Here is a 19103-nt window from a genome sequence, read left to right on the forward strand (position 1 = left end):
ACGATGATATCGGTAGACAATCTTACGGTCAGCTTCGGGGGTTGGGATCTGTTCAGGGAGGTATCGTTCCTGATCAATGCCAAAGACCGGATCGGTCTGGTGGGCAAGAACGGAGCAGGAAAATCGACGATGCTGAAAGTGCTGATCGGAGAACAGCCGCCCTCGTCGGGAACCGTTTCGCGCAACGGCGACTGCACGGTAGGCTACCTCCCGCAACAGATGAAGGTGGCCGACACGACCACGCTGTTCGCCGAAACCGAATCGGCCTTTTCGGAAGTGATCGGACTCGAACGCGAAATCGAGCAACTGAACCGGGAGATCGCCGAGCGGACGGACTACGAAAGCGAGGGGTACGAAAAGCTGCTGCACCGGTTGAACGATGCGACCGACCGCTTTCACATTCTCGGCGGGATGAACCGCGAGGAGGAGGTCGAAAAGACGCTGCTCGGACTGGGCTTCCAACGAAGCGACTTCGGACGGGCGACCAGCGAGTTCAGCGGCGGATGGCGGATGCGCATCGAACTGGCGAAGCTGCTGCTTCGCCGGCCGTCGGTATTCCTGCTCGACGAACCCACGAATCACCTCGACATCGAGAGCATCGGATGGCTCGAAAACTACCTGAAGGAGTACAACGGCGCGGTCGTGCTGATTTCGCACGACCGCGCATTCCTCGATAACGTCACCACGCGGACGATCGAAATATCGCTCGGCAAGGTGTACGACTACCGCGTGCCGTACAGCCGGTACGTCGAGCTGCGGCGCGAACGGCGCGAGCAGCAGATGGCGGCCTACGTGAACCAGCAAAAGATGATCGAACAGACCGAAGACTTCATCGAACGCTTCCGTTACAAGCCGACCAAATCGAACCAGGTGCAGTCGCGCATCAAGCAACTCGAAAAGATCGAACGGATCGAAGTGGACGAGGAGGACCTCAGCCGGCTGAACATCAAGTTTCCGCCGGCCCCGCGTTCGGGACAGATCGTCGTGGAAGCGAAAGACGCCGGCAAAAGTTTCGGCGAAAAGCACGTCTTTTCGGGCGCGACGTTTACGATCGAACGCGGACAAAAAATCGCGCTGGTCGGCCGCAATGGCGAAGGGAAAACCACGTTCGCGCGGATGGCGATCGGGCAACTGGAGCCGACCGAAGGCAGCGTCCGCATCGGACACAACGTCCGCATCGGCTACTACGCACAAAATCAGGACGACCTGATGAACGGCGATTTCACGGTATTCGACACGCTCGACCGGGTGGCCGTCGGCGACATTCGAACGCGACTGCGCGATATCCTGGGGGCATTTCTGTTCCGCGGCGAGGACATCGACAAGAAGGTGCGCGTACTGTCCGGAGGAGAACGGGCGCGGTTGGCTATGGCCCGGCTGATGCTCGAACCGTACAACCTGCTGGTACTCGACGAGCCGACCAACCACATGGATATGCGTTCGAAGGACATCCTCAAAGACGCCGTCAGAAAATACGACGGCACGGTAATCGTCATTTCGCACGACCGTGAGTTCCTCGACGGGCTGGTCGAACGGGTATACGAATTCCGCGACGGACGGGTCAAGGAGCACCTGGGCGGCATTTACGATTTCCTACGCGACCGGCAAATCGAGTCGATGCGCGAAATCGAACAGAAAGCTCCCGTCGTTACAGCCGAACAAAAGCCCAAAGGGCCGTCCGGCAAGGCGCAGTACGAACAGAAACGGGAGGCCGAAAAACAGCTCCGCAAAGCGGAACGCGACGTCGAAAAGGCCGAACAGGAGATCATGGCGCTCGAAAAGGAGATCGCCGAAAAAGACCGGCAGTTGGCCGACCCCGCCGCACACGGCATCGACCTGGCGGACGGCAGCTTCTACGCGCATTACAACGAACTGAAAGACAAACTCAATAAACTGACGTACCGCTGGGAAGAACTCAGCATCACGCTGGAAAACCTGAAAGAAACGCTGGCCTCGTAGACCCGGCGGCAACGCCGGGGCGACCAAAGCCCGAAAAAAGAAAAACGATGGAAAAGAAAAACATGATATTCGGGCTACGCCCGATCATCGAGGCGATCGAGGCGGGCAAACAGCTCGAAAAAGTGTACCTGAAAAAGGGCGCCGACGGCGTGTTGCTGAACGAGTTGGCCGAACTGTGCCGCAGCAAGCGCATCCACGTGCAGTGGGTTCCGATCGAAAAACTGAATTACCTGACCCGCAACGGCAACCACCAGGGAGCCGTCGCGCTGACGGCGGCGATCGAATATGTCGACGTGTACGACATGCTGGCCGGGATTCCGGAGGACGAAACGCCGCTGGTCGTCGTTTTCGACGGGGTGACCGACGTGCGCAACTTCGGGGCGATCGCCCGCAGCGCCGAATGCGCCGGAGCGCACGGGCTGATCATGCCGGTCAAGAACTCCGCGCCGGTCAACGCCGAGTCGATGAAAAGTTCGGCCGGAGCGCTGAGCGTCATTCCCGTCAGTCGGGTCGGCAGCGTCCGCAACACGCTGAAAATACTGCAAAGCGAAGGACTGCAGATCGTAGCGGCCACCGAAAAGAGCAACACGCTGCTGTTCGAGGCCGACCTGACCAAGCCGACCGCGCTGGTAATGGGCAGCGAGGACGTAGGCATTTCGAAAGAGGTGCTCAAGATGTGCGATCTCCAATTGGCGATCCCGATCGTCGGCAGCATCGAGTCGCTGAACGTTTCGGCCGCCGCCGCCGTCATGCTGTTCGAAACGGCGCGGCAACGGATAAACAATCGATAACGCTATGGAAACGGAACAATTATACGAAAATGCGGTCGCTCTGTTGCGACAGATGATCCAAACCCCTTCGTTCAGCAAAGAAGAAGCCGGAACCGCCGGGCTGCTGGCCGAATTCCTGCAAGAACGCGGCGTGGAAGTACACCGGAAAAAGAATAACGTCTGGGCGTTCAACCGCCACTACAACCCGGCCAAACCGACCATTCTGCTGAACTCGCACCACGACACCGTCAAACCGAACGGCGCCTACACGCGCGACCCGTTCGCAGCGACCGTCGAGGGCGACCGGCTGTACGGGCTCGGCAGCAACGACGCCGGGGCCAGCGGGGTATCGTTGTTGGCAGCCTTTTTGCATTTTTACGACCGGAAAGACCTGAAGTATAACTTATGCGTAGCGATCACGGCCGAGGAGGAGAACAGCGGGCACGACGGACTCGAATGCGTGATCCCGGAATTGGGGCCGCTGGAATTCGCGATCGTCGGCGAACCGACGCTGATGCAACTGGCCATCGCCGAACGCGGACTGATGGTCATCGACTGTACGGCGCACGGCAAAGCCGGACACGCGGCGCGCGAGGAGGGGGACAACGCGATCTACAAGGCGATGCAGGACATCGAGTGGTTCCGCACGTACCGTTTCCCGAAGGTGTCCGACCTGTTCGGTGCGGTCAAGATGAGCGTGACGATCATCTCGGCCGGAACGCAACACAACGTGGTTCCGGCCGAATGCCGCTTCACGGTGGATATCCGCGTCACCGACCGTTACACGAACGAGGAGGTTTTAGAGATTATTAAGGAGCATGTGAGCTGCGAAGTGAAAGCGCGTTCCACGCGCCTGCGACCGTCGAGCATCCGGCCGGATCATCCGATCGTACAAGCGGGCCTGGCGCTCGGACGCACGACTTACGGATCGCCGACGACGTCGGATCAGGCGCTGCTCGACATCCCGTCGCTGAAGCTCGGCGTCGGGGACAGCGCCCGGTCGCACAGCGCCGACGAATTCGTCCATTTGAGCGAAATCCGCGAAGGGATCGAACTGTATATAAAGATGTTATCCGCGATATTGTAACGAATCCGACCACGCCGACGAAACGGATCGGACAAACCTAAAATTCGGACGTATGAAAAAACTGATTCTGACTGCCGCCGTCGTGCTCGCCGCTGCGAGTATGTACGGCCACCGCGCACCGAAATACCAGCCCGTTCCGGTCGATACGGCGGTGCGCGTCGGAAAACTGCCGAACGGTCTGACCTATTACATCCGGCACAACGACCTGCCGAAAGAACGGGCCAACTTTTACATCGCCCAGCGGGTCGGATCGATTCTCGAAGAGGAGAATCAGCGCGGACTGGCGCACTTCCTCGAACACATGGCTTTCGCGGGAACCAAAAACTTCCCGGACGGGAAACTCACCGGTTACCTCGAACAGAACGGCATCAAGTTCGGCGCGAATCTGAACGCCTACACTTCGGTCGACGAAACGGTCTACAACATTACCGACGTGCCGACCGTAAAGCCGGGACTGGTGGACTCCTGCCTGCTGATCCTGCACGACTGGTCGGGATTCATCCTGCTCGAAGACGACGCGATCGACCGCGAGCGCAAAGTGATCCACGAAGAGTGGCGCACGCGCAGCAACGCGACGCTCCGGATGTACGACAGCCTGCTGCCGAAACTCTACCCGAACGGCAATCGTTATGCGAGCCGAATGCCGATCGGATTGATGGAAGTGGTCGACAATTTTCCGTACGAAGTGCTGAGAAATTATTACAGAAAATGGTACCGTCCGGATTTGCAGGCGATCGTCGTCGTGGGCGACATCGACGTGGACAGCGTCGAGGCGCGGATCAAAACAATGTGGCAGGATATCCCGCGCCACAAGCGCGCCGCCGAACGGAAATATTTCCCGGTAGAAGACAATGCGGAACCGATCGCAGCCATCGCCACCGATCCGGAAGCGACCTCTTCGTCGCTGGCCGTTTTCTACAAACACGACAAGCTGACGCCCGAACGAATGAAAACGACCGAAGCGCTCGACAACGATTATATTCAGTCTACGTTTTCGATCATGCTGAACGCGCGACTGGCCGAACTGACCCAACAGGCCGACCCTCCGTACCTGTATGCGGGATTCGGCGACGACGATTATTTCCTGGCCAAAACCAAGGGCGCTTATCAGCTTTACGTGGCCTTCCGGGACGACGCTTGGCAGCGGGCGCTCGACGCCGGGATCGGCGAACTGAAGCGGGCCCGCGAATACGGCTTCACCGCACCCGAATACCAGCGGGCGCAGGCGAAACTGGCCAGCTACTTCGAGAATAAATACAACGAACGGAACAAGGTCAAAAACGATACCTACGTGCAGGAGAGCCTCGATAATTTCCTCGAAAACGAACCGCTTGCGAGCGCCGAATACCTGTATCATTACTATCTGAAACGCGCTCCGGAGATCACACTGGACAGCATCAACGATATCTTCAGGACGATGTTCCCGGATCACAACATCGCGCTGATGATGATGGCCCCGTCCAAAGACTCGCTGAACTTCCCGACCGAAAAAGAATTCGTCTCAGCCTACCGCAAAGCGTACGAAGCCCCGGTGACCCCGTACGAGGAGAAACTGGACGAAGGCGGATTTCTCGACCGCGAACCGCAGGCGGGAACCGTCGTTTCCGAGCAGACCGACCCGGTATTCGGCACGACAGTGTGGACGCTGAGCAACGGAGCGCGCGTCGTATTCAAGCCGACCGATTTCAAGAGCGACGAAATCCTATTCGAAGCGATCAGCCTCGGAGGAACTTCCGCCTACGGAGACGGCGATTCGTTGTACATGAATTTCCCGACCGGTACGGCGCTCGTCGGCGGATTGGGCAAATTCCGGCCGACCGACTTGCAAAAGAAACTCGCCGGCAAACGGATCTCCTACCAACCCTATATCGGCAGCACGTCGGAAGGCGTTTCGGGCAGTTGTTCGCCGAAAGATTTTTCGGAATTGATGCAACTCACCCACCTGCTGTTCACCGAACCGCGCGAAGACACCGTCCTGTTCTCGGCCTGGAAAAACCAGACGCGCACCGTCCTGGCCAACCAGGAAGCCAATCCTTCGATAACGATGCAGGATACGTTAAACCGGGCGATATACGGGAACAACCCGCGCTACCGCCGCTTGACGCCGCAGCGTCTCGACGGCTACTCGTACGACCGGATTCTGGAACTTTACAGACAGCGTTTCGCCAATGCGGCGGATTTCACGTTCATCTTCGTCGGTAACGTCGATCCGCAGAGCATACGTCCCGACATCGAACGGTATATCGCCTCGCTGCCGGGTTCAGCGCAGAAAGAAACGGCTCGGCACATCGAATTCATCGTGCCGGGAAACCGCGAATCCCGCTTCGACAAAGAAGTATCCACACCGAAAGCGACGGTCGTCGTCACGATCAGCGGCGACGAACGCTATTCGTTGAAAGACCAACTCGAAATGACCTTTCTCAAACAGATCATGGACATCGTCTATGTCGAAACGATCCGCGCCGAGGAGGGAGGTACCTATGGGGTCAGCACGCAGGCTTCGCTGCTACGCGAACCGTACAACCGGTATGCGTTCACGATCAGTTTCGATACGAGCAACGAGAAATCGGAAGCTTTGGCCGACCGGGCGCTGGCCGAACTGAAAAAAGTGGGCGACGAAGGCCCGACCGCAGCCGCTTTCGACAAAGTGAAAGAGTTCTTACAGAAAAGCTATGCGCAGTCGATCAAGGAAAACGGCTATTGGCTGGGGCAGCTCACTTCTTTCTACCGCTACGGAACCGACTCGCACACCGAATACCTGAAAACGCTGAACGCGATCACCCCGGAAGACATCGCCCGGCTCGCAAAGAAGATTTCCGATTCGCCGAACCGGGTGGAAGTAGTGATGAACGGAATCGCCAAACAAGAATAGAATTACGGGGCGTACCCGCAAATGCCCGTACGCTCCCTGTTTAAAACCCAAAAACGACAGACAGATGAAGTTGTGGCAAAAAACCAACGACGTGAATAAGGCGGTGGAACAGTTCACCGTCGGGCGCGACCGCGAGATGGACCTCTTTCTTGCCGAAGCCGATGTCCTGGGATCGCTGGCGCACACGCGCATGCTCGAATCCATCGGACTGCTCGGCAGCGAAGACCTCGCGAACGTGCAGCGCGAACTCAAAAACATTTACCGGGACATCACGGCCGGAAAATTTACGATCGAAGAGGGCGTCGAAGACGTGCACTCGCAGGTCGAATTCCTGCTGACGCAGCGCATCGGCGACGCCGGCAAAAAGATCCACAGCGGCCGTTCGCGCAATGACCAGGTGCTGGTCGACCTGCGGATCTTCCTGCGGCGGCAGATCCGGGAGATCGTAGCGGACGTGGAGCAGTTGTTCCACCGGCTGCAACAACTTTCGGAAAAGTACAAAGAGGTGCTGATGCCGGGATACACCCACCTGCAGATCGCAATGCCGTCCTCGTTCGGGCTGTGGCTCGGAGCCTATGCGGAAAGCCTGGTGGACGATACCGAAATGCTGCACGCCGCCTACCGCATCTGCAACAAGAATCCGCTCGGATCGGCCGCCGGATACGGCTCGTCGTTCCCGCTGAACCGTACGATGACCACGCAGTTGCTCGGTTTCGACACGCTGAGTTACAACGTCGTATATGCCCAGATGGGGCGCGGAAAGAGCGAACGGATCATGGCGCAGGCCATGTCGTCGGTCGCCGCTACGCTGGCGCGGCTGGCGATGGACAACACGCTGTTCCTGAACCAGAACTTCGGATTCATCTCCTATCCGGCCGAGTTGACCACCGGATCGAGCATCATGCCGCACAAGAAAAATCCGGACGTATGGGAACTGATCCGGGGCAAATGCAACCTGATCCAAGGACTTCCGAACCAGATCGCAATGATGACGACCAACCTGCCGTGCGGATACAACCGCGACCTGCAGTTGCTCAAAGAAGTGCTTTTCCCGGCCATCGCCGAACTGCGGAGCTGCATTCATATGGCAGTTTACATGCTCGAAAACCTGCAGGTTAAAGAGCACATTCTGGACGATCCGAAATACGATTACCTGTTCAGTGTCGAAGTGGTCAACAACATGGTGCTCAACGGAGTTCCATTCCGGGAAGCCTACAAAAAAGTAGGGATCGACATCGAAAACGGGAATTTTAAAGCAGAAAAAACCGTACACCACACCCACGAAGGGAGTATCGGCAACCTGTGTACCGACGAAATTTCGGCCCTGATGCAGCAAACGCTCGATAAGTTCCATTTCGACCGGGTCGACCGGGCCGAAACGGAACTGGTTAAATAAGCAAAGTTCATGGCGGAATATCACCATCCGTCGCTCGGTGCGATCACGGTCGTCCGCTCGTCGCGGTTACGCAGGCTCGGCATCAGCATCCGGGCAACGGGTGAAATACGCCTGTCGATCCCTTCGGGGGTCAGCGACCGGCAGGCGATCCAATTTCTGAACGAAAAGGAACAATGGGCCGTCCGTACCCGGGAACGGCTCGCCAGGCGCTACCCGCACGAAACGATCGAACTGCCCTACGCTACGCGCAGTCACGTATTGCAGTTGAACCCCTGTCCCTGCTTGAGCCCTTCGGCTCGGATCGGAAACGGAATCATCCGGGTCAGTTATCCCGCCGCCCTGCGATACGACGCTCCGGAGGTTCAGCGGATCATCCAGCAGGGAATCGAGGAAGCATGGCGTATCGAAGCGAAAGCCTACCTGCCGCAACGGGTCGACGCACTTTGTAAAACATTCGGATTCCGTTGCGGAACCGTGACGATCCGCAATACCCGGTCGCGCTGGGGCAGTTGCTCGTCGGAAAACAACCTGTCGCTGAGCATCCATCTGATGAAATTGCCCGACCACCTGATCGACTACGTCATCGTTCACGAACTCTGCCACACGCTACATAAAAACCACGGGGCCGAATTTCACCAGCTTCTCGACCGGCTGACCGGCGGTAAACATCCGCAATTGAGACAGGAACTGAAAAATTATACGACCCGTTGGAGATAATCGTCCGGAACGATATCCGGCATGAAACGGGCGTTCCTCCTGTGGGAGGAACGCCCGTTGTTTTCGCTGCTTTTTACAGCGTTTTCAATCGGATGTCGTCGATTCCGTAATTCGTTCCGAGACAATCGAAACGAATCACCAGATTTTTGGTCTTCGGGATTCCCTCCGTAACGGAGACCTGAGCCCATTTTTTATTCGCCGGACGAGCATCGGACGCGATCGGAAGCTGCGTAAAATTAGCCCCTTCATCCTGACTCACGCTGACCGTCAGGTTATTCACATCGTAAGCCTGCGAAAAACTACAGCATCCGAACGACAGCACCAGATCGTTCGCCGCCATCGACGTATTCAGGCCCGAAACCGTAAAATAGGCGCCGGACGTCTTGAACAACAGGTAATTTCCGCCGGAAGCGCCGTTGTAATCGGAAGGAGCGGCCGACGAAACGAAAGCGCCCGATCCCGCATACGAAGCTTTCAGGTACGACCATTTCGCATACCCGCTGACATTTTGCTCGACCGAAACGGGAACGCCGCCCATCGTCTCCGTATAATCGACCACGCCGGAAGGGAAAACGACCGCCACGTCCTGCTCGCTCACATCGGTCGAAACCGTAATATCGAGTTTCAGGTTTCCCGAAACCGACTGAGGCGCGTCGTCGACGCTCACGTTATAGACGGTTTGGGCATCCAGCGTCAGCTCCTGCTCGTATTCCACTCCGTCGGCCGTAACGACGATCGTCGCCCGGTCGGCCGGAAAATAGCCGATTCGCCCACCGGAAACGTCGTCGTCAGTAAATGTCAGAGCGCCCTGGATCTGCCGGATCGTCGTTGAACGCGTCGAATGGTTGGCGCGAAAAGCTTCCGAATAGCTGACCCGGACGCCGGCATTGGTCTGCTTGCAGCCGATCGAAACCGGGGTTTCGTTGTCAACGGCGATCGACACCCCCGCCGATCCGCCGTAAACGGGCGTATCGAAAGCCGGCGCAGTAAAAGACTGCGAATAGGTCCGCACCGTATAAACTCCCGAAGGCAATTCGATAGGCCCCGGATCGACGCCGATGGGCGACAGCTTTTTAATCACCGTTTCGTTTTGCAGGATCTCGAGCGTGAAGGTGGCGGCATCCGCACTTTTGGTTGCCGACGCAGTTACGACTCTCACGGTCGGATCGACATCCAGGCGGACAACAAGCGATCCGTTTCCGACATTTCCGGGATCGTTTTTAGCGCACGATCCCCAGCCCATTGCCGTTATCAGCAATGGGAACAACAGGTTCCTTCTTTTCATAGTAGTTTGGTTATTCGGTCAGTTTCAATGGACTCCACCACGTATTCCATTGTCCCCACACAGCTTCCGGCGTACCGTACGCATAGGAGATATACTGCTGCACCCCTTTGCGCATGTGTCCCCGGCCGTCGCCGCTCCACCCGCAATTGTGCAGGTAAGGCTTCAAATTATCACGAATCTCTCCTTTCCGGGTAAAATGGATTCCGTCCTCCGATTCCCACAACACGATATAGCTGTCGGGACCCATCCGCTGGGCGGCATGGATCGCCTGAAATTTCTTGAGATCGTCACGGTATTTCACATCGCAATGATCGGCCCCTTTGATGTCGCTCTTATTGATCACCGTCCCGTGGAAATTCAGATGGGCGGGCCAATTCGGATCGTTCGCATCGGCCGTAACCAACCGGGTCGTTATCGACTCGTCGCCCGTCGCATTCCAGGTATAATAGCAATAGACGCTGTCGCCGAGCACCACGAACGACGGCTCCCCGGCTCCGAACTTCTTCGGATCGTCCGTGTACCGGATCATCGGCTGTACGTCCGTCCCGGTAGTCCAGCCCGAACCGTTCCACTTTTCCCACGGGCCTACCGGCGATTTCGAACGGGCGATATAAACATGGTTTTCGACCATCCCCTCGTTTTCAGTAGAAGTATAACCCGCATAGTAATAATCGCCCCACTGGGCTACGGCCGGGTCGCATACCGAAAAATGATCGGAAGCAAATTCGGTCGGAAGCAGCACCATCTGCTCCGGAGTCCACGTTTTGCCTCCGTCGGTCGAATGCTGATAGGAAGCCTGATCCCAGAATATGGTTCCGTCCGAAAAGTCCTGCGACACGCGTGCCCGGAAGCTACCGGCGACCTCTTCTCCGTTCAAATAGTTGGTCACCCCTTCCATATTCTTATCCGACTGCCAGACCATACACTGGTCGTTGTTGCCGTCGCTGAGCGTCCACAAGTATTCGCCGTACGGAAACTTATCCTTGTTGACCAGCTCCAGGCTCTGGTTGTCCTTATAATTTTCATAGCGCTGCGTGGCCACCGGACGGTGCCGCAGGGTCGTTTTATAGTCGGTATCCCACCGGTACAGGCTGAACGTAAGCGATGCGTTTTTCGCCTGTTGATTCGGGCAGATCACGCGTACCGAATAGAACGGTTTGGTTTCGGCGAACCGCTGGGCGGCCGTCATGCCTTTGCCCAGCACGACCGGCTTCATGACGGCATCGGCATCGAATTTCAGATTGCCGTCGTCGTGATAACCGCCCGGAGCGGCGAACCACGCATCGACCGAGCCGTCTTTGTTGACGATGATGGAAGGTCCGTAACGGTACTGTCCGCCGGTGTAAATATCCCACCCCGTCTCGACGACGGGAATTTCCAGAGCCGACTTGCAACCGCCCAAAGCCAGCGCCGGAATCATTGCCAAAACCAATTTCATTCTCTTTTTCATAGGTCAAAAATTTAAGGATGCGCAAATATCGTATTCAGACCCAAAAACCGTTCCAGACGGCCTTAATATCAAAATTAAATTATTTTTTCTGAAATAACAAATTCATCCGTAAAATTATTCCGAAAAGACGCAAATAGTCGCGCTTTTCGCTAAACAGATATCCCGACTTCGGGTTTTGCCAACAGTCTATTCCAGCAACCGGACGATCCGTCCGCAGGCCTCCCCGTCCCCGTAGGGATTCACGGCCTCGCTCATTGCCCGGTAATAAACGGGGTCGGTCAACAAAGCGGAAACCTCGGAAACGATCCGGGCCTCGTCCGTACCGACCAACTTGACCGTACCGGCCTGCACGGCCTCCGGCCGTTCGGTGGTTTCGCGCATCACCAACACCGGTTTACCGAGCCCCGGAGCCTCTTCCTGAATGCCTCCGCTGTCGGTCAGCACGACCGCGCTTTTCTCCATCAGGTATACGAAAGGCAGGTATTCCTGCGGTTCGATCAAGAACAGGTTCTGCGGCGCGTCCGTCCCGAAAACCTCGCCGATCGGGCGCCGCACGTTCGGGTTCAAGTGCATCGGATAGACGAAATCGACCTCCGGGAACCTGCCGGTCAGCGTCCGGATCGCCGTACAAATACGCAAAAAGCCGTCCCCGAAATTTTCCCGCCGGTGTCCGGTAATCAGCACCAGCCGGCGATCGGACAATCGCCTCGCGGCATCGTATCCCGCCCGCCGCAGCTCCCCTGCCAGTCTCCCGGCCAGGGCCTCGTCCGACTTGATCCGTCCGACCACCGCATGGAGCGCATCGATCACCGTATTGCCGGTCACGAATATCCGGTCGTCCGGAACGCCCTCCCGCAACAGGTTTTCGCGGGCCAGCGAGGTCGGCGCGAAGTGAAACGACGCCAGCCGCCCGGTTAACTGACGGTTGATCTCCTCGGGCCATGGGTTGTACATATCGTGCGTACGCAGGCCCGCTTCGACATGCCCCACCGGAATCCGCGCGTAGAAAGCCGCCAGCGCGGCGGCCGCGGAAGTGGTCGTATCGCCGTGCACCAACACCACGTCCGGCTTCGCTTCGGCCAGCACGCCGCGCATCCCGGCCAGCACGGCCGTCGTAATATCGTAGAGATCCTGCCCCTGCTTCATGATATTCAGGTCGTAATCGGGAACGATCCCGAACAGACGCAACACCTGATCCAGCATCTCGCGGTGCTGTCCGCTGACGCAGACGACCGTTTCGAACCGGTCGGGACGCTCCCGGAGCGCTCCGACCAGCGGGGCCATTTTGATCGCCTCCGGCCGGGTGCCGAAAACCAGCATGATTTTTTTCATTCCGTTACTGTTTTTTAAAAACGCCGCAAAAATCGAGAATAACGGCGTCATCCCGATATTCCAGAGTTTTAAATTCTTTGTGCGCCACCAAAAAAGCGATAATATCAGATTCGGCATAAGCCTTCCGGTAATCGGCGAGTTTGAATACCGAATGCTCCCGCACGTTCGGCTCGACGATCCGGTAATCGGCATCCTCCCCCTCCATCACTTTCGAAGCGATATACTTGGCAGGACTCTCGCGCAGGTCGTCGATATTCGGCTTGAAAGCCAGTCCCATCAGGGCTACCCGCGGGGGACGCCCCTGCGTCACTTTGAACCGCTGGATAGCGGCTTTGACCTGCCCGGCGCACCAGAAGGCCTTATAATTGTTGATCTCGCGCGATTTGGCGATCAACTGCGACTCGCTCGGAAAATCGGCCGTGATAAAATAAGGGTCGACCGCAATGCAGTGGCCCCCCACCCCGCTGCCGGGTTGCAGGATATGTACGCGCGGATGTTTGTTCGCCAGTTCGATCAATTCCCAGACGTTGATCCCCGCTTTGGCGCAGATCAGCGAAAGTTCGTTGGCAAAGGCAATCTGAACGTCGCGCGACGAATTTTCGGTCAGCTTACACATCTCGGCCGTCCGGGCATTGGTCGGATGCAGCGCGCCCTCCACGAAACGGGCGTAAAAAGCCATCGCCCGCTGCGTCGAAGCCTCGTCGATCCCGCCGATCACCCGGTCGTTGTGTACCAACTCGTGCAACACGTTGCCCGGCAGCACCCGCTCCGGACAGTAGGCGACGTGCAGTTGCCCTTCGAGCTCGGGCCGCTCCGAAAAGATCAGCCTCGCCATCCGGTCGGTCGTTCCGACCGGCGAAGTGGATTCGATGATAAAAAGGTCGCCCGCTTTCAGCAACGGAACGACCGAACGCGTAGCGGCCTCCACGTACGAAACGTCCGGCTCGTGATTCCCTTTGAACGGAGTCGGCACGACGATCAGGTAAACGCCGCTCGCGACCGGCTTCGTAGCGGCCCGGAACCGCCCCGCCCGCACGACTTCGCGGACTACCTCCCGCAATCCCGGTTCGACAATGTGAATCTCGCCCCGGTTGACGGTATCCACGACCTGCGGATCGATATCGACTCCGATGACCTGCAATCCTTTGGATGCGGCCACGGCCGCCGTCGGCAGGCCGATATAGCCCAACCCGAGAAAAAGTATCTGTTCGGTACTCTCCATAACTGTTCTGATGCTTTTAGATACAACCGATCGTTGCGGCGCTTCCTGCGTCGCACAATCGGCGCGATAAAGTTACGGAAATTTACGAATTTCTACGCTATCGCCCCGTTTTAATCACATTTTCAGGCAGAAACAATTTTGGTCCGGGTTAATGGCGAAATAATTCCACGCAGGAAGGGATCCGGTCGATCTCGTAATAAACCGCATGAATCCGTTCCGGATGAACGATCACAATCTGCAAACCGGGTTTCTCTTTTCCCGCCGGGTGGCCGGCTGAACCGGCTACCGAGAAATGCGTATCGTTAAAATCGGATTCCGTCCGGCGACACAGGTGTCCGGCCAGCACCAGATCGACGCGATAACGGGCGCAGAGATCGAGGTATCGCTGCCGTTCCTGCGACGGAATGTTTTCGTCGGCGTCGGGTTCGTCCGGCCGGTTTACAAAAAACGGATGATGTCCGATCAAGATCCGGCGCCGGTATTTCCCGGCGTGCCGGAGCTGCTTTTCGAGCCAATCGTATTGCTGCCGGCGCTGCCCGGAGTTTCCCGCTTTTACGACCGGCGTATTCAGGCCGATCACGCAACACCCTTCCTTACGGAAAACGAAACGATCGCTGCCGTACCGGCCGATAAAATCCTGCACCGCTTCGGGCGAGGCTTCGTCCCCTACGTCGCAGGCGCCCGGCAACAGATAAATCGGGATTTTCGAATCGATCCGGCGGCACAACTCCCGGAACCCGGCCAGTTGGGCGGCGTTCCCGCGGTCGTTCACCAGGTTCCCGGAAATCACCACGAATGCGGGCTTCAACCGGTTGATCGCGTCGACAAACTGCTTGAACTGCTGTTTTTCCCGCTCGAAACCGCCGTCCTCACTACAAAGGCCCAACCGCGGATCGCTCAACTGAACGAAAAAGAACGACCGGTCCTTTCCCGGGGCGGAAAAAGAAAAAGAAAACAGCATACAAAACAAAAAGAATACGATACGTTTCATAATCCGAGGAGATTAAATGACGATATTCAGCGCATAAAAAAATGCTATGACCGGTCGTAAAGTTAAAAATAATTGCCATAATTCAAAAATATTTGATTCCATATGCTCTTTTTGCGCCATCGTCCGCTTCAGGAACGACTAAAATTCGGATCGTTCGGTATTTTTTATTCACGGATAAAACGGTATCTTTGAAAAGCACCGTTTTGAACATCGAATTACTATGAAAAGGATTGCCATTCTATCGTCCAGCGTGCGGACGGGACGCCTCAGTCACCGTGTCGCCCTCTATCTTCAACACTATCTGACGGCCAACGAACTGGCCGAAACCGAAATACTCGACCTGAAAGCGTACGATTTTCCGCTGTTCGAGGAACGTTTCGCCTTCCTGCCGAATCCGTCCGGGAAAGTGATCGATTTCACCGAACGATTCGTGGCGGCCGACGCGCTGATCATCGTCACTCCGGTCTACAACGCCTCCTTCCCGGCCGCGCTGAAAAACGTCATCGACCTGTACCTGCAGGAGTGGCGCCGCCAACCGGTGGCGGTCGTTTCGGTCACCTCGGGCAAAGTGCCGGGAATCGCGACGGTACAGCAACTCCAGGCTTTGCTGCTGAAACTCGGGGCGTTGGTCGTACCGATGCTGTGCACGGTGATTTCGGCCGGGGAGACTTTCGACGAAAAAGGGACGGCCGCTTCTCCCGCAGCGACCGAGAAACTGCTGCGCCCGATGATCGACGAGCTACTCTGGCTGACCGGTAAAACCGGCGAATAAGATTCCGGGAAACCCGAAGACGGCATCTACCGTTCCGTCTCCGCCTGCCGGCTCACATAGCGGAACAATCCGTCGCAGGCGTCTTCCAACAGATCGAGCACCCGCTCGAACCCTGCCGCCCCGCCGTAATAGGGATCCGGAACCTCCGTTTCGTCGAAACGGGTGCAGAAATCGGTCATTTTCCGGATCTCGGCCCGGCCATCCGCCGGAGCCTTGCGGCGCAGGTCCCGGATGTTCCGATCGTCCATACCGACGATCAAATCGAAACGGTTGAAATCTTCCGCAATCACCGGACGGGATATCGAAGTCAGCCGATATCCCCGTTGAGACGCATGCCGCTTCATTCGAGGATCGGCCCCCTCCCCCGCATGGTAACCGATTATTCCGGCCGAATCCACCTCGACCTTTCCGCTCATTCCGGCTTTGTCAACGGCCTCGCGAAACACGGCTTCGGCACTCGGAGAACGGCATATATTCCCGAGACAGACAAAAAGCACTTTATATTTTCCGTTCATAACAAATTATTTACATCCCGATCTTTTCGGTTTATCCGCCCGTTTTCCGAACACGCCGGGAAACGGATTTTATACCCGACGCAAAAATACAAAAAGTCCCGGAAAACCGCACCCGGAAAACAGACCACACAAAAAACCTGTAAATAAACAATATACAGTAAAAACATCCGACAATAACTAAGAAATTAGTTAAAAAAACTTGCACAACTAAAATTTTAGTTATATGTTTGTTTTCAAATCAACCGGTATATTATGAAAAAAGAGACGGAGCGGGAAAACATGCGGGAACTGACCCGGGCGGAACTCGAAATAATGCAAATCCTGTGGGACGAAAAAAACGCTTTCGTAAACGATATCCTCGAACGGATGCCCGAACCGAAACCGGCCTATAATACGGTTTCGACGATCGTGCGCATCCTCGAAAAGAAAGGCGCCGTCGGGCACGAAGTCCTCGGAAAAAGCCACCGCTACTACCCGCTGTTCGGGCGCGAAGCCTACACGCAAAACCTGATGCAGGGAGTCGTCCGCAATTTCTTCGGCAACTCGTTCGCCCGAATGGTCTCGTTTTTCTGCGAAAAGGAACACTTGCCGGTCGACGAGTCCGAAAAAATCCTGCAAATCGCGCAGGAAGCCATCGCCCGAACAAAAAAACGAACCGAGTAACCCGGAACCGCACGGCGCACCCCGATCCGACGGTACCTCAACCGTAAAACTTATGGGAACTGAACTACCCTACCTCGTCAAAACACAGATTTGTCTCGCAGCGTTCTGGATCGTCTACCGGCTGTTGTTCGCATGCGACAAGGCATTCGCACGCAACCGGGCCTACCTGCTGCTGACAGTAGCGGCGGCTTTTGTCATTCCGGCGCTTTCCGTTCCGGTATGGACGCCGGAGGCAACCGGAGGAGAACCGTACGGTTTCCGCATTCCGGCCGAGATCTTCACCGGAATACAACCCGAAACACTCCCCGGCTCCCGACCGGGCGGTATTCCGCAGGGACTCCGACTGTTTTGCTACGCAGGCAATCTGATCATGCTGCTGGCGTTATCGGCAGGCGGATTCCGGCTGTGGAGAATCACCCGTCGCGCCACGCTGCTACAACCGGGCAAAATCCGTATTTACGGCCTCAACATGCAGGGTTCCGCCTTCACCTTCTTCAATCGCATCTATATCAACGAACTGGGAACGAAGCCGCAGGACATCGCGCAGATCGTCGCGCACGAGACGCACCATGCGAGGCTGCGCCACAGTTGGGACATTCTGCTGTCGTCCGTACTGCGGATTCTATTCTGGTGGAATCCGTTCGTGTGGCTGTGGGAACGTTCGCTCAGAGAGGTGCACGAGTTCCAGGCCGACGATGCGGTACTGAACAACGGTTTCGATTCGGAACAATACATCGCGCTGATCCTCGGAGGACTTACCGTCATCCGTCCGGAGTTTGTCAGCGGGTTCTGTTATTCACTCATCAAAAAACGCCTTATCATGATCGCTCGAAACAAACAAAAACGCCGGTCGAAATTCAGAATTTTGCTGGCATTACCGCTAACCGCGCTCCTGACGGTTTGCTTTTCCTTTACCGAACGCCCGGTACGGCAATCCGTACTTACGGAGACCGCCGACACCGAACAACCGTACTCTCCGAACAACGGGGAAAGCCCCCAGAGGTTATCCGCCGTGCAACAAACGTCCTCTTCCTCCGCAACCGGGACGAATGGCGGAAATGCGATCGCACCGACCTCCCCCGCGCTGCCGCCTTCGACAGCCGATGAACAGAACGAAAAAAACGCAGCGCGCCCGACCGTTTCGAAACAACCGGAACAGCCTACCGAGACATCGCAAAACGCCCGGGAGCATACGACCGATACGGCATCCCGTACGACTGCGTTCGACAGGCAATCGACCGATCTGATCAAACAAGCCAATGCTTTGGCCTCCCGTACGGCTGAGCTCAATAGACAATCGGCCCAGTTGGCCCATGCATTGACAAACAACCTCTCGTCCGAACAAACCCGTTCCATAGCATCCCGTATGGCTGCGCTCAACAGGCAATCGGCCAATCTGTCCCATGCGCTGGCCAGCCGAATGGCAAGATTTTCAGACTCAACAAACAGAGCCTCTTCCGATACTTCAATATTCGGGAAACCCCGCCCCATCATTCTCATCGACGAGAAAGAAGTAGACAATATCAAGGGACTGAATCCAAACGACGTCGAAACGGTATCGGTGCTCAAAGACCCGACGCTTGTGGGCGTCTACGGCGACAGAGGCAAAAACGGAGTGATTCTAATCAAGACCAAATCCCTGTCGAAAAACTCCCGCGTCAAAATCGTAGAGATACCCGCCGTCATAACGTCTGATCGATCCGATAAGCCTGCTCGAAATCCGGAAGAAAACGAAAAACCGGAAAAATAAATACCCGAACATTTAAAAAGAATCGAACCCCAAGACAAACCGCGGGACAAAGATAACCGGAATTTCCAGTCCCTTTACAAATTCGGGATAGTGGCAATGTAACGCAAATATCACTACAATAGTGATTTAGCAATATTTTGTCAGAGGTTACAAAGCGGTCAAACCGCATGAAAAGGCATAGTTCGGAAAGAGTTGCGTTACCAAATCGTTACCGCGGCTTTTTCCGAATTTGCCATTTTAATGTATTGTTTTTCAGTGTTTTGCGCCTTGTTTCACGGCACCGAATAACTCTAATCAACGTAATTTTGTACTAAACAATTAG

The 19103-nt window shown here is 56.3% G+C and carries 15 protein-coding genes; 9 read left to right on the top strand and 6 right to left on the bottom strand.

What is annotated here, in order from left to right; translation table 11 throughout:
* Positions 1 to 3 precede the first annotated feature (3 nt).
* The 6 genes from abc-f (at position 4) to PGR91_RS04265 (ending at position 8801) form a co-directional block, all read left to right on the top strand.
* Positions 4 to 1959 (top strand): ribosomal protection-like ABC-F family protein, encoded by a 1956-nt coding sequence (abc-f, locus tag PGR91_RS04240; RefSeq protein WP_101571025.1) that lies wholly within the window; start codon positions 4 to 6, stop codon positions 1957 to 1959.
* Between the two features lie 47 nt (positions 1960 to 2006).
* The gene (rlmB, locus tag PGR91_RS04245) at positions 2007 to 2750 is read left to right on the top strand and encodes a 23S rRNA (guanosine(2251)-2'-O)-methyltransferase RlmB (protein ID WP_118656271.1); all 744 of its coding nucleotides are present in this window, start codon (positions 2007 to 2009) and stop codon (positions 2748 to 2750) included.
* A gap of 4 nt (positions 2751 to 2754) precedes the next feature.
* Positions 2755 to 3816, top strand: a complete 1062-nt coding sequence (locus tag PGR91_RS04250) for a M20 family metallo-hydrolase (RefSeq protein WP_118656272.1) — start codon at positions 2755 to 2757, stop codon at positions 3814 to 3816.
* 52 nt (positions 3817 to 3868) lie between these two features.
* Positions 3869 to 6688, top strand: a complete 2820-nt coding sequence (locus PGR91_RS04255; RefSeq protein ID WP_118656274.1) for a M16 family metallopeptidase — start codon at positions 3869 to 3871, stop codon at positions 6686 to 6688.
* A gap of 64 nt (positions 6689 to 6752) precedes the next feature.
* Complete coding sequence (gene argH, locus PGR91_RS04260) at positions 6753 to 8084, top strand: argininosuccinate lyase (protein ID WP_055205502.1); 1332 nt, start codon at positions 6753 to 6755, stop codon at positions 8082 to 8084.
* A 9-nt stretch (positions 8085 to 8093) separates the two neighbouring features.
* Positions 8094 to 8801, top strand: a complete 708-nt coding sequence (locus tag PGR91_RS04265) for a M48 family metallopeptidase (RefSeq protein ID WP_118656276.1) — start codon at positions 8094 to 8096, stop codon at positions 8799 to 8801.
* Positions 8802 to 8874: 73 nt separating this feature from the next.
* On the opposite strand, the gene PGR91_RS04270 is transcribed toward PGR91_RS04265, so the two are convergent.
* The 5 genes from PGR91_RS04270 to PGR91_RS04290 form a co-directional block, all read right to left on the bottom strand.
* Positions 8875 to 10086, bottom strand: a complete 1212-nt coding sequence (locus tag PGR91_RS04270; RefSeq protein ID WP_101571034.1) for a DUF4493 domain-containing protein — start codon at positions 10084 to 10086, stop codon at positions 8875 to 8877.
* A 10-nt stretch (positions 10087 to 10096) separates the two neighbouring features.
* Entirely contained in the window at positions 10097 to 11536 is a 1440-nt protein-coding gene (locus PGR91_RS04275; protein WP_118656278.1) for a hypothetical protein, read from the bottom strand.
* Between the two features lie 186 nt (positions 11537 to 11722).
* Positions 11723 to 12868 carry a non-hydrolyzing UDP-N-acetylglucosamine 2-epimerase gene (wecB, locus tag PGR91_RS04280; RefSeq protein WP_101571038.1) on the bottom strand — a complete coding sequence of 382 codons (1146 nt, stop codon included), beginning with the start codon at positions 12866 to 12868 and terminating at the stop codon, positions 11723 to 11725.
* Between the two features lie 4 nt (positions 12869 to 12872).
* Positions 12873 to 14090 carry a UDP-N-acetyl-D-mannosamine dehydrogenase gene (gene wecC, locus PGR91_RS04285; RefSeq protein ID WP_118656280.1) on the bottom strand — a complete coding sequence of 406 codons (1218 nt, stop codon included), beginning with the start codon at positions 14088 to 14090 and terminating at the stop codon, positions 12873 to 12875.
* Positions 14091 to 14238: 148 nt separating this feature from the next.
* Positions 14239 to 15081: a metallophosphoesterase gene (locus tag PGR91_RS04290; protein ID WP_118656282.1), complete on the bottom strand. Its 843-nt coding sequence runs from the start codon at positions 15079 to 15081 to the stop codon at positions 14239 to 14241.
* A gap of 220 nt (positions 15082 to 15301) precedes the next feature.
* Between PGR91_RS04290 and PGR91_RS04295 the strand changes: the two genes are divergently transcribed.
* Entirely contained in the window at positions 15302 to 15853 is a 552-nt protein-coding gene (locus PGR91_RS04295) for an NADPH-dependent FMN reductase (RefSeq protein WP_055205495.1), read from the top strand.
* Between the two features lie 26 nt (positions 15854 to 15879).
* Here PGR91_RS04295 and PGR91_RS04300 read toward each other — a convergent pair whose 3' ends face one another.
* On the bottom strand, positions 15880 to 16368 hold the full coding sequence (locus PGR91_RS04300) for a low molecular weight protein-tyrosine-phosphatase (protein ID WP_118656284.1): 489 nt from the start codon (positions 16366 to 16368) through the stop codon (positions 15880 to 15882).
* A 252-nt stretch (positions 16369 to 16620) separates the two neighbouring features.
* Between PGR91_RS04300 and PGR91_RS04305 the strand changes: the two genes are divergently transcribed.
* Together PGR91_RS04305 and PGR91_RS04310 are read left to right on the top strand one after the other, a co-directional pair.
* Positions 16621 to 17031, top strand: a complete 411-nt coding sequence (locus tag PGR91_RS04305) for a BlaI/MecI/CopY family transcriptional regulator (RefSeq protein WP_259336726.1) — start codon at positions 16621 to 16623, stop codon at positions 17029 to 17031.
* Positions 17032 to 17083: 52 nt separating this feature from the next.
* The gene (locus tag PGR91_RS04310; RefSeq protein WP_118656286.1) at positions 17084 to 18781 is read left to right on the top strand and encodes a M56 family metallopeptidase; all 1698 of its coding nucleotides are present in this window, start codon (positions 17084 to 17086) and stop codon (positions 18779 to 18781) included.
* The last annotated feature ends 322 nt before the right edge of the window (positions 18782 to 19103 follow it).

Origin of the sequence: Candidatus Alistipes pullistercoris, assembly GCF_027665465.1 — a bacterium.
Taxonomy (GTDB): Bacteria; Bacteroidota; Bacteroidia; order Bacteroidales; family Rikenellaceae; genus Alistipes_A; species Alistipes_A hominis.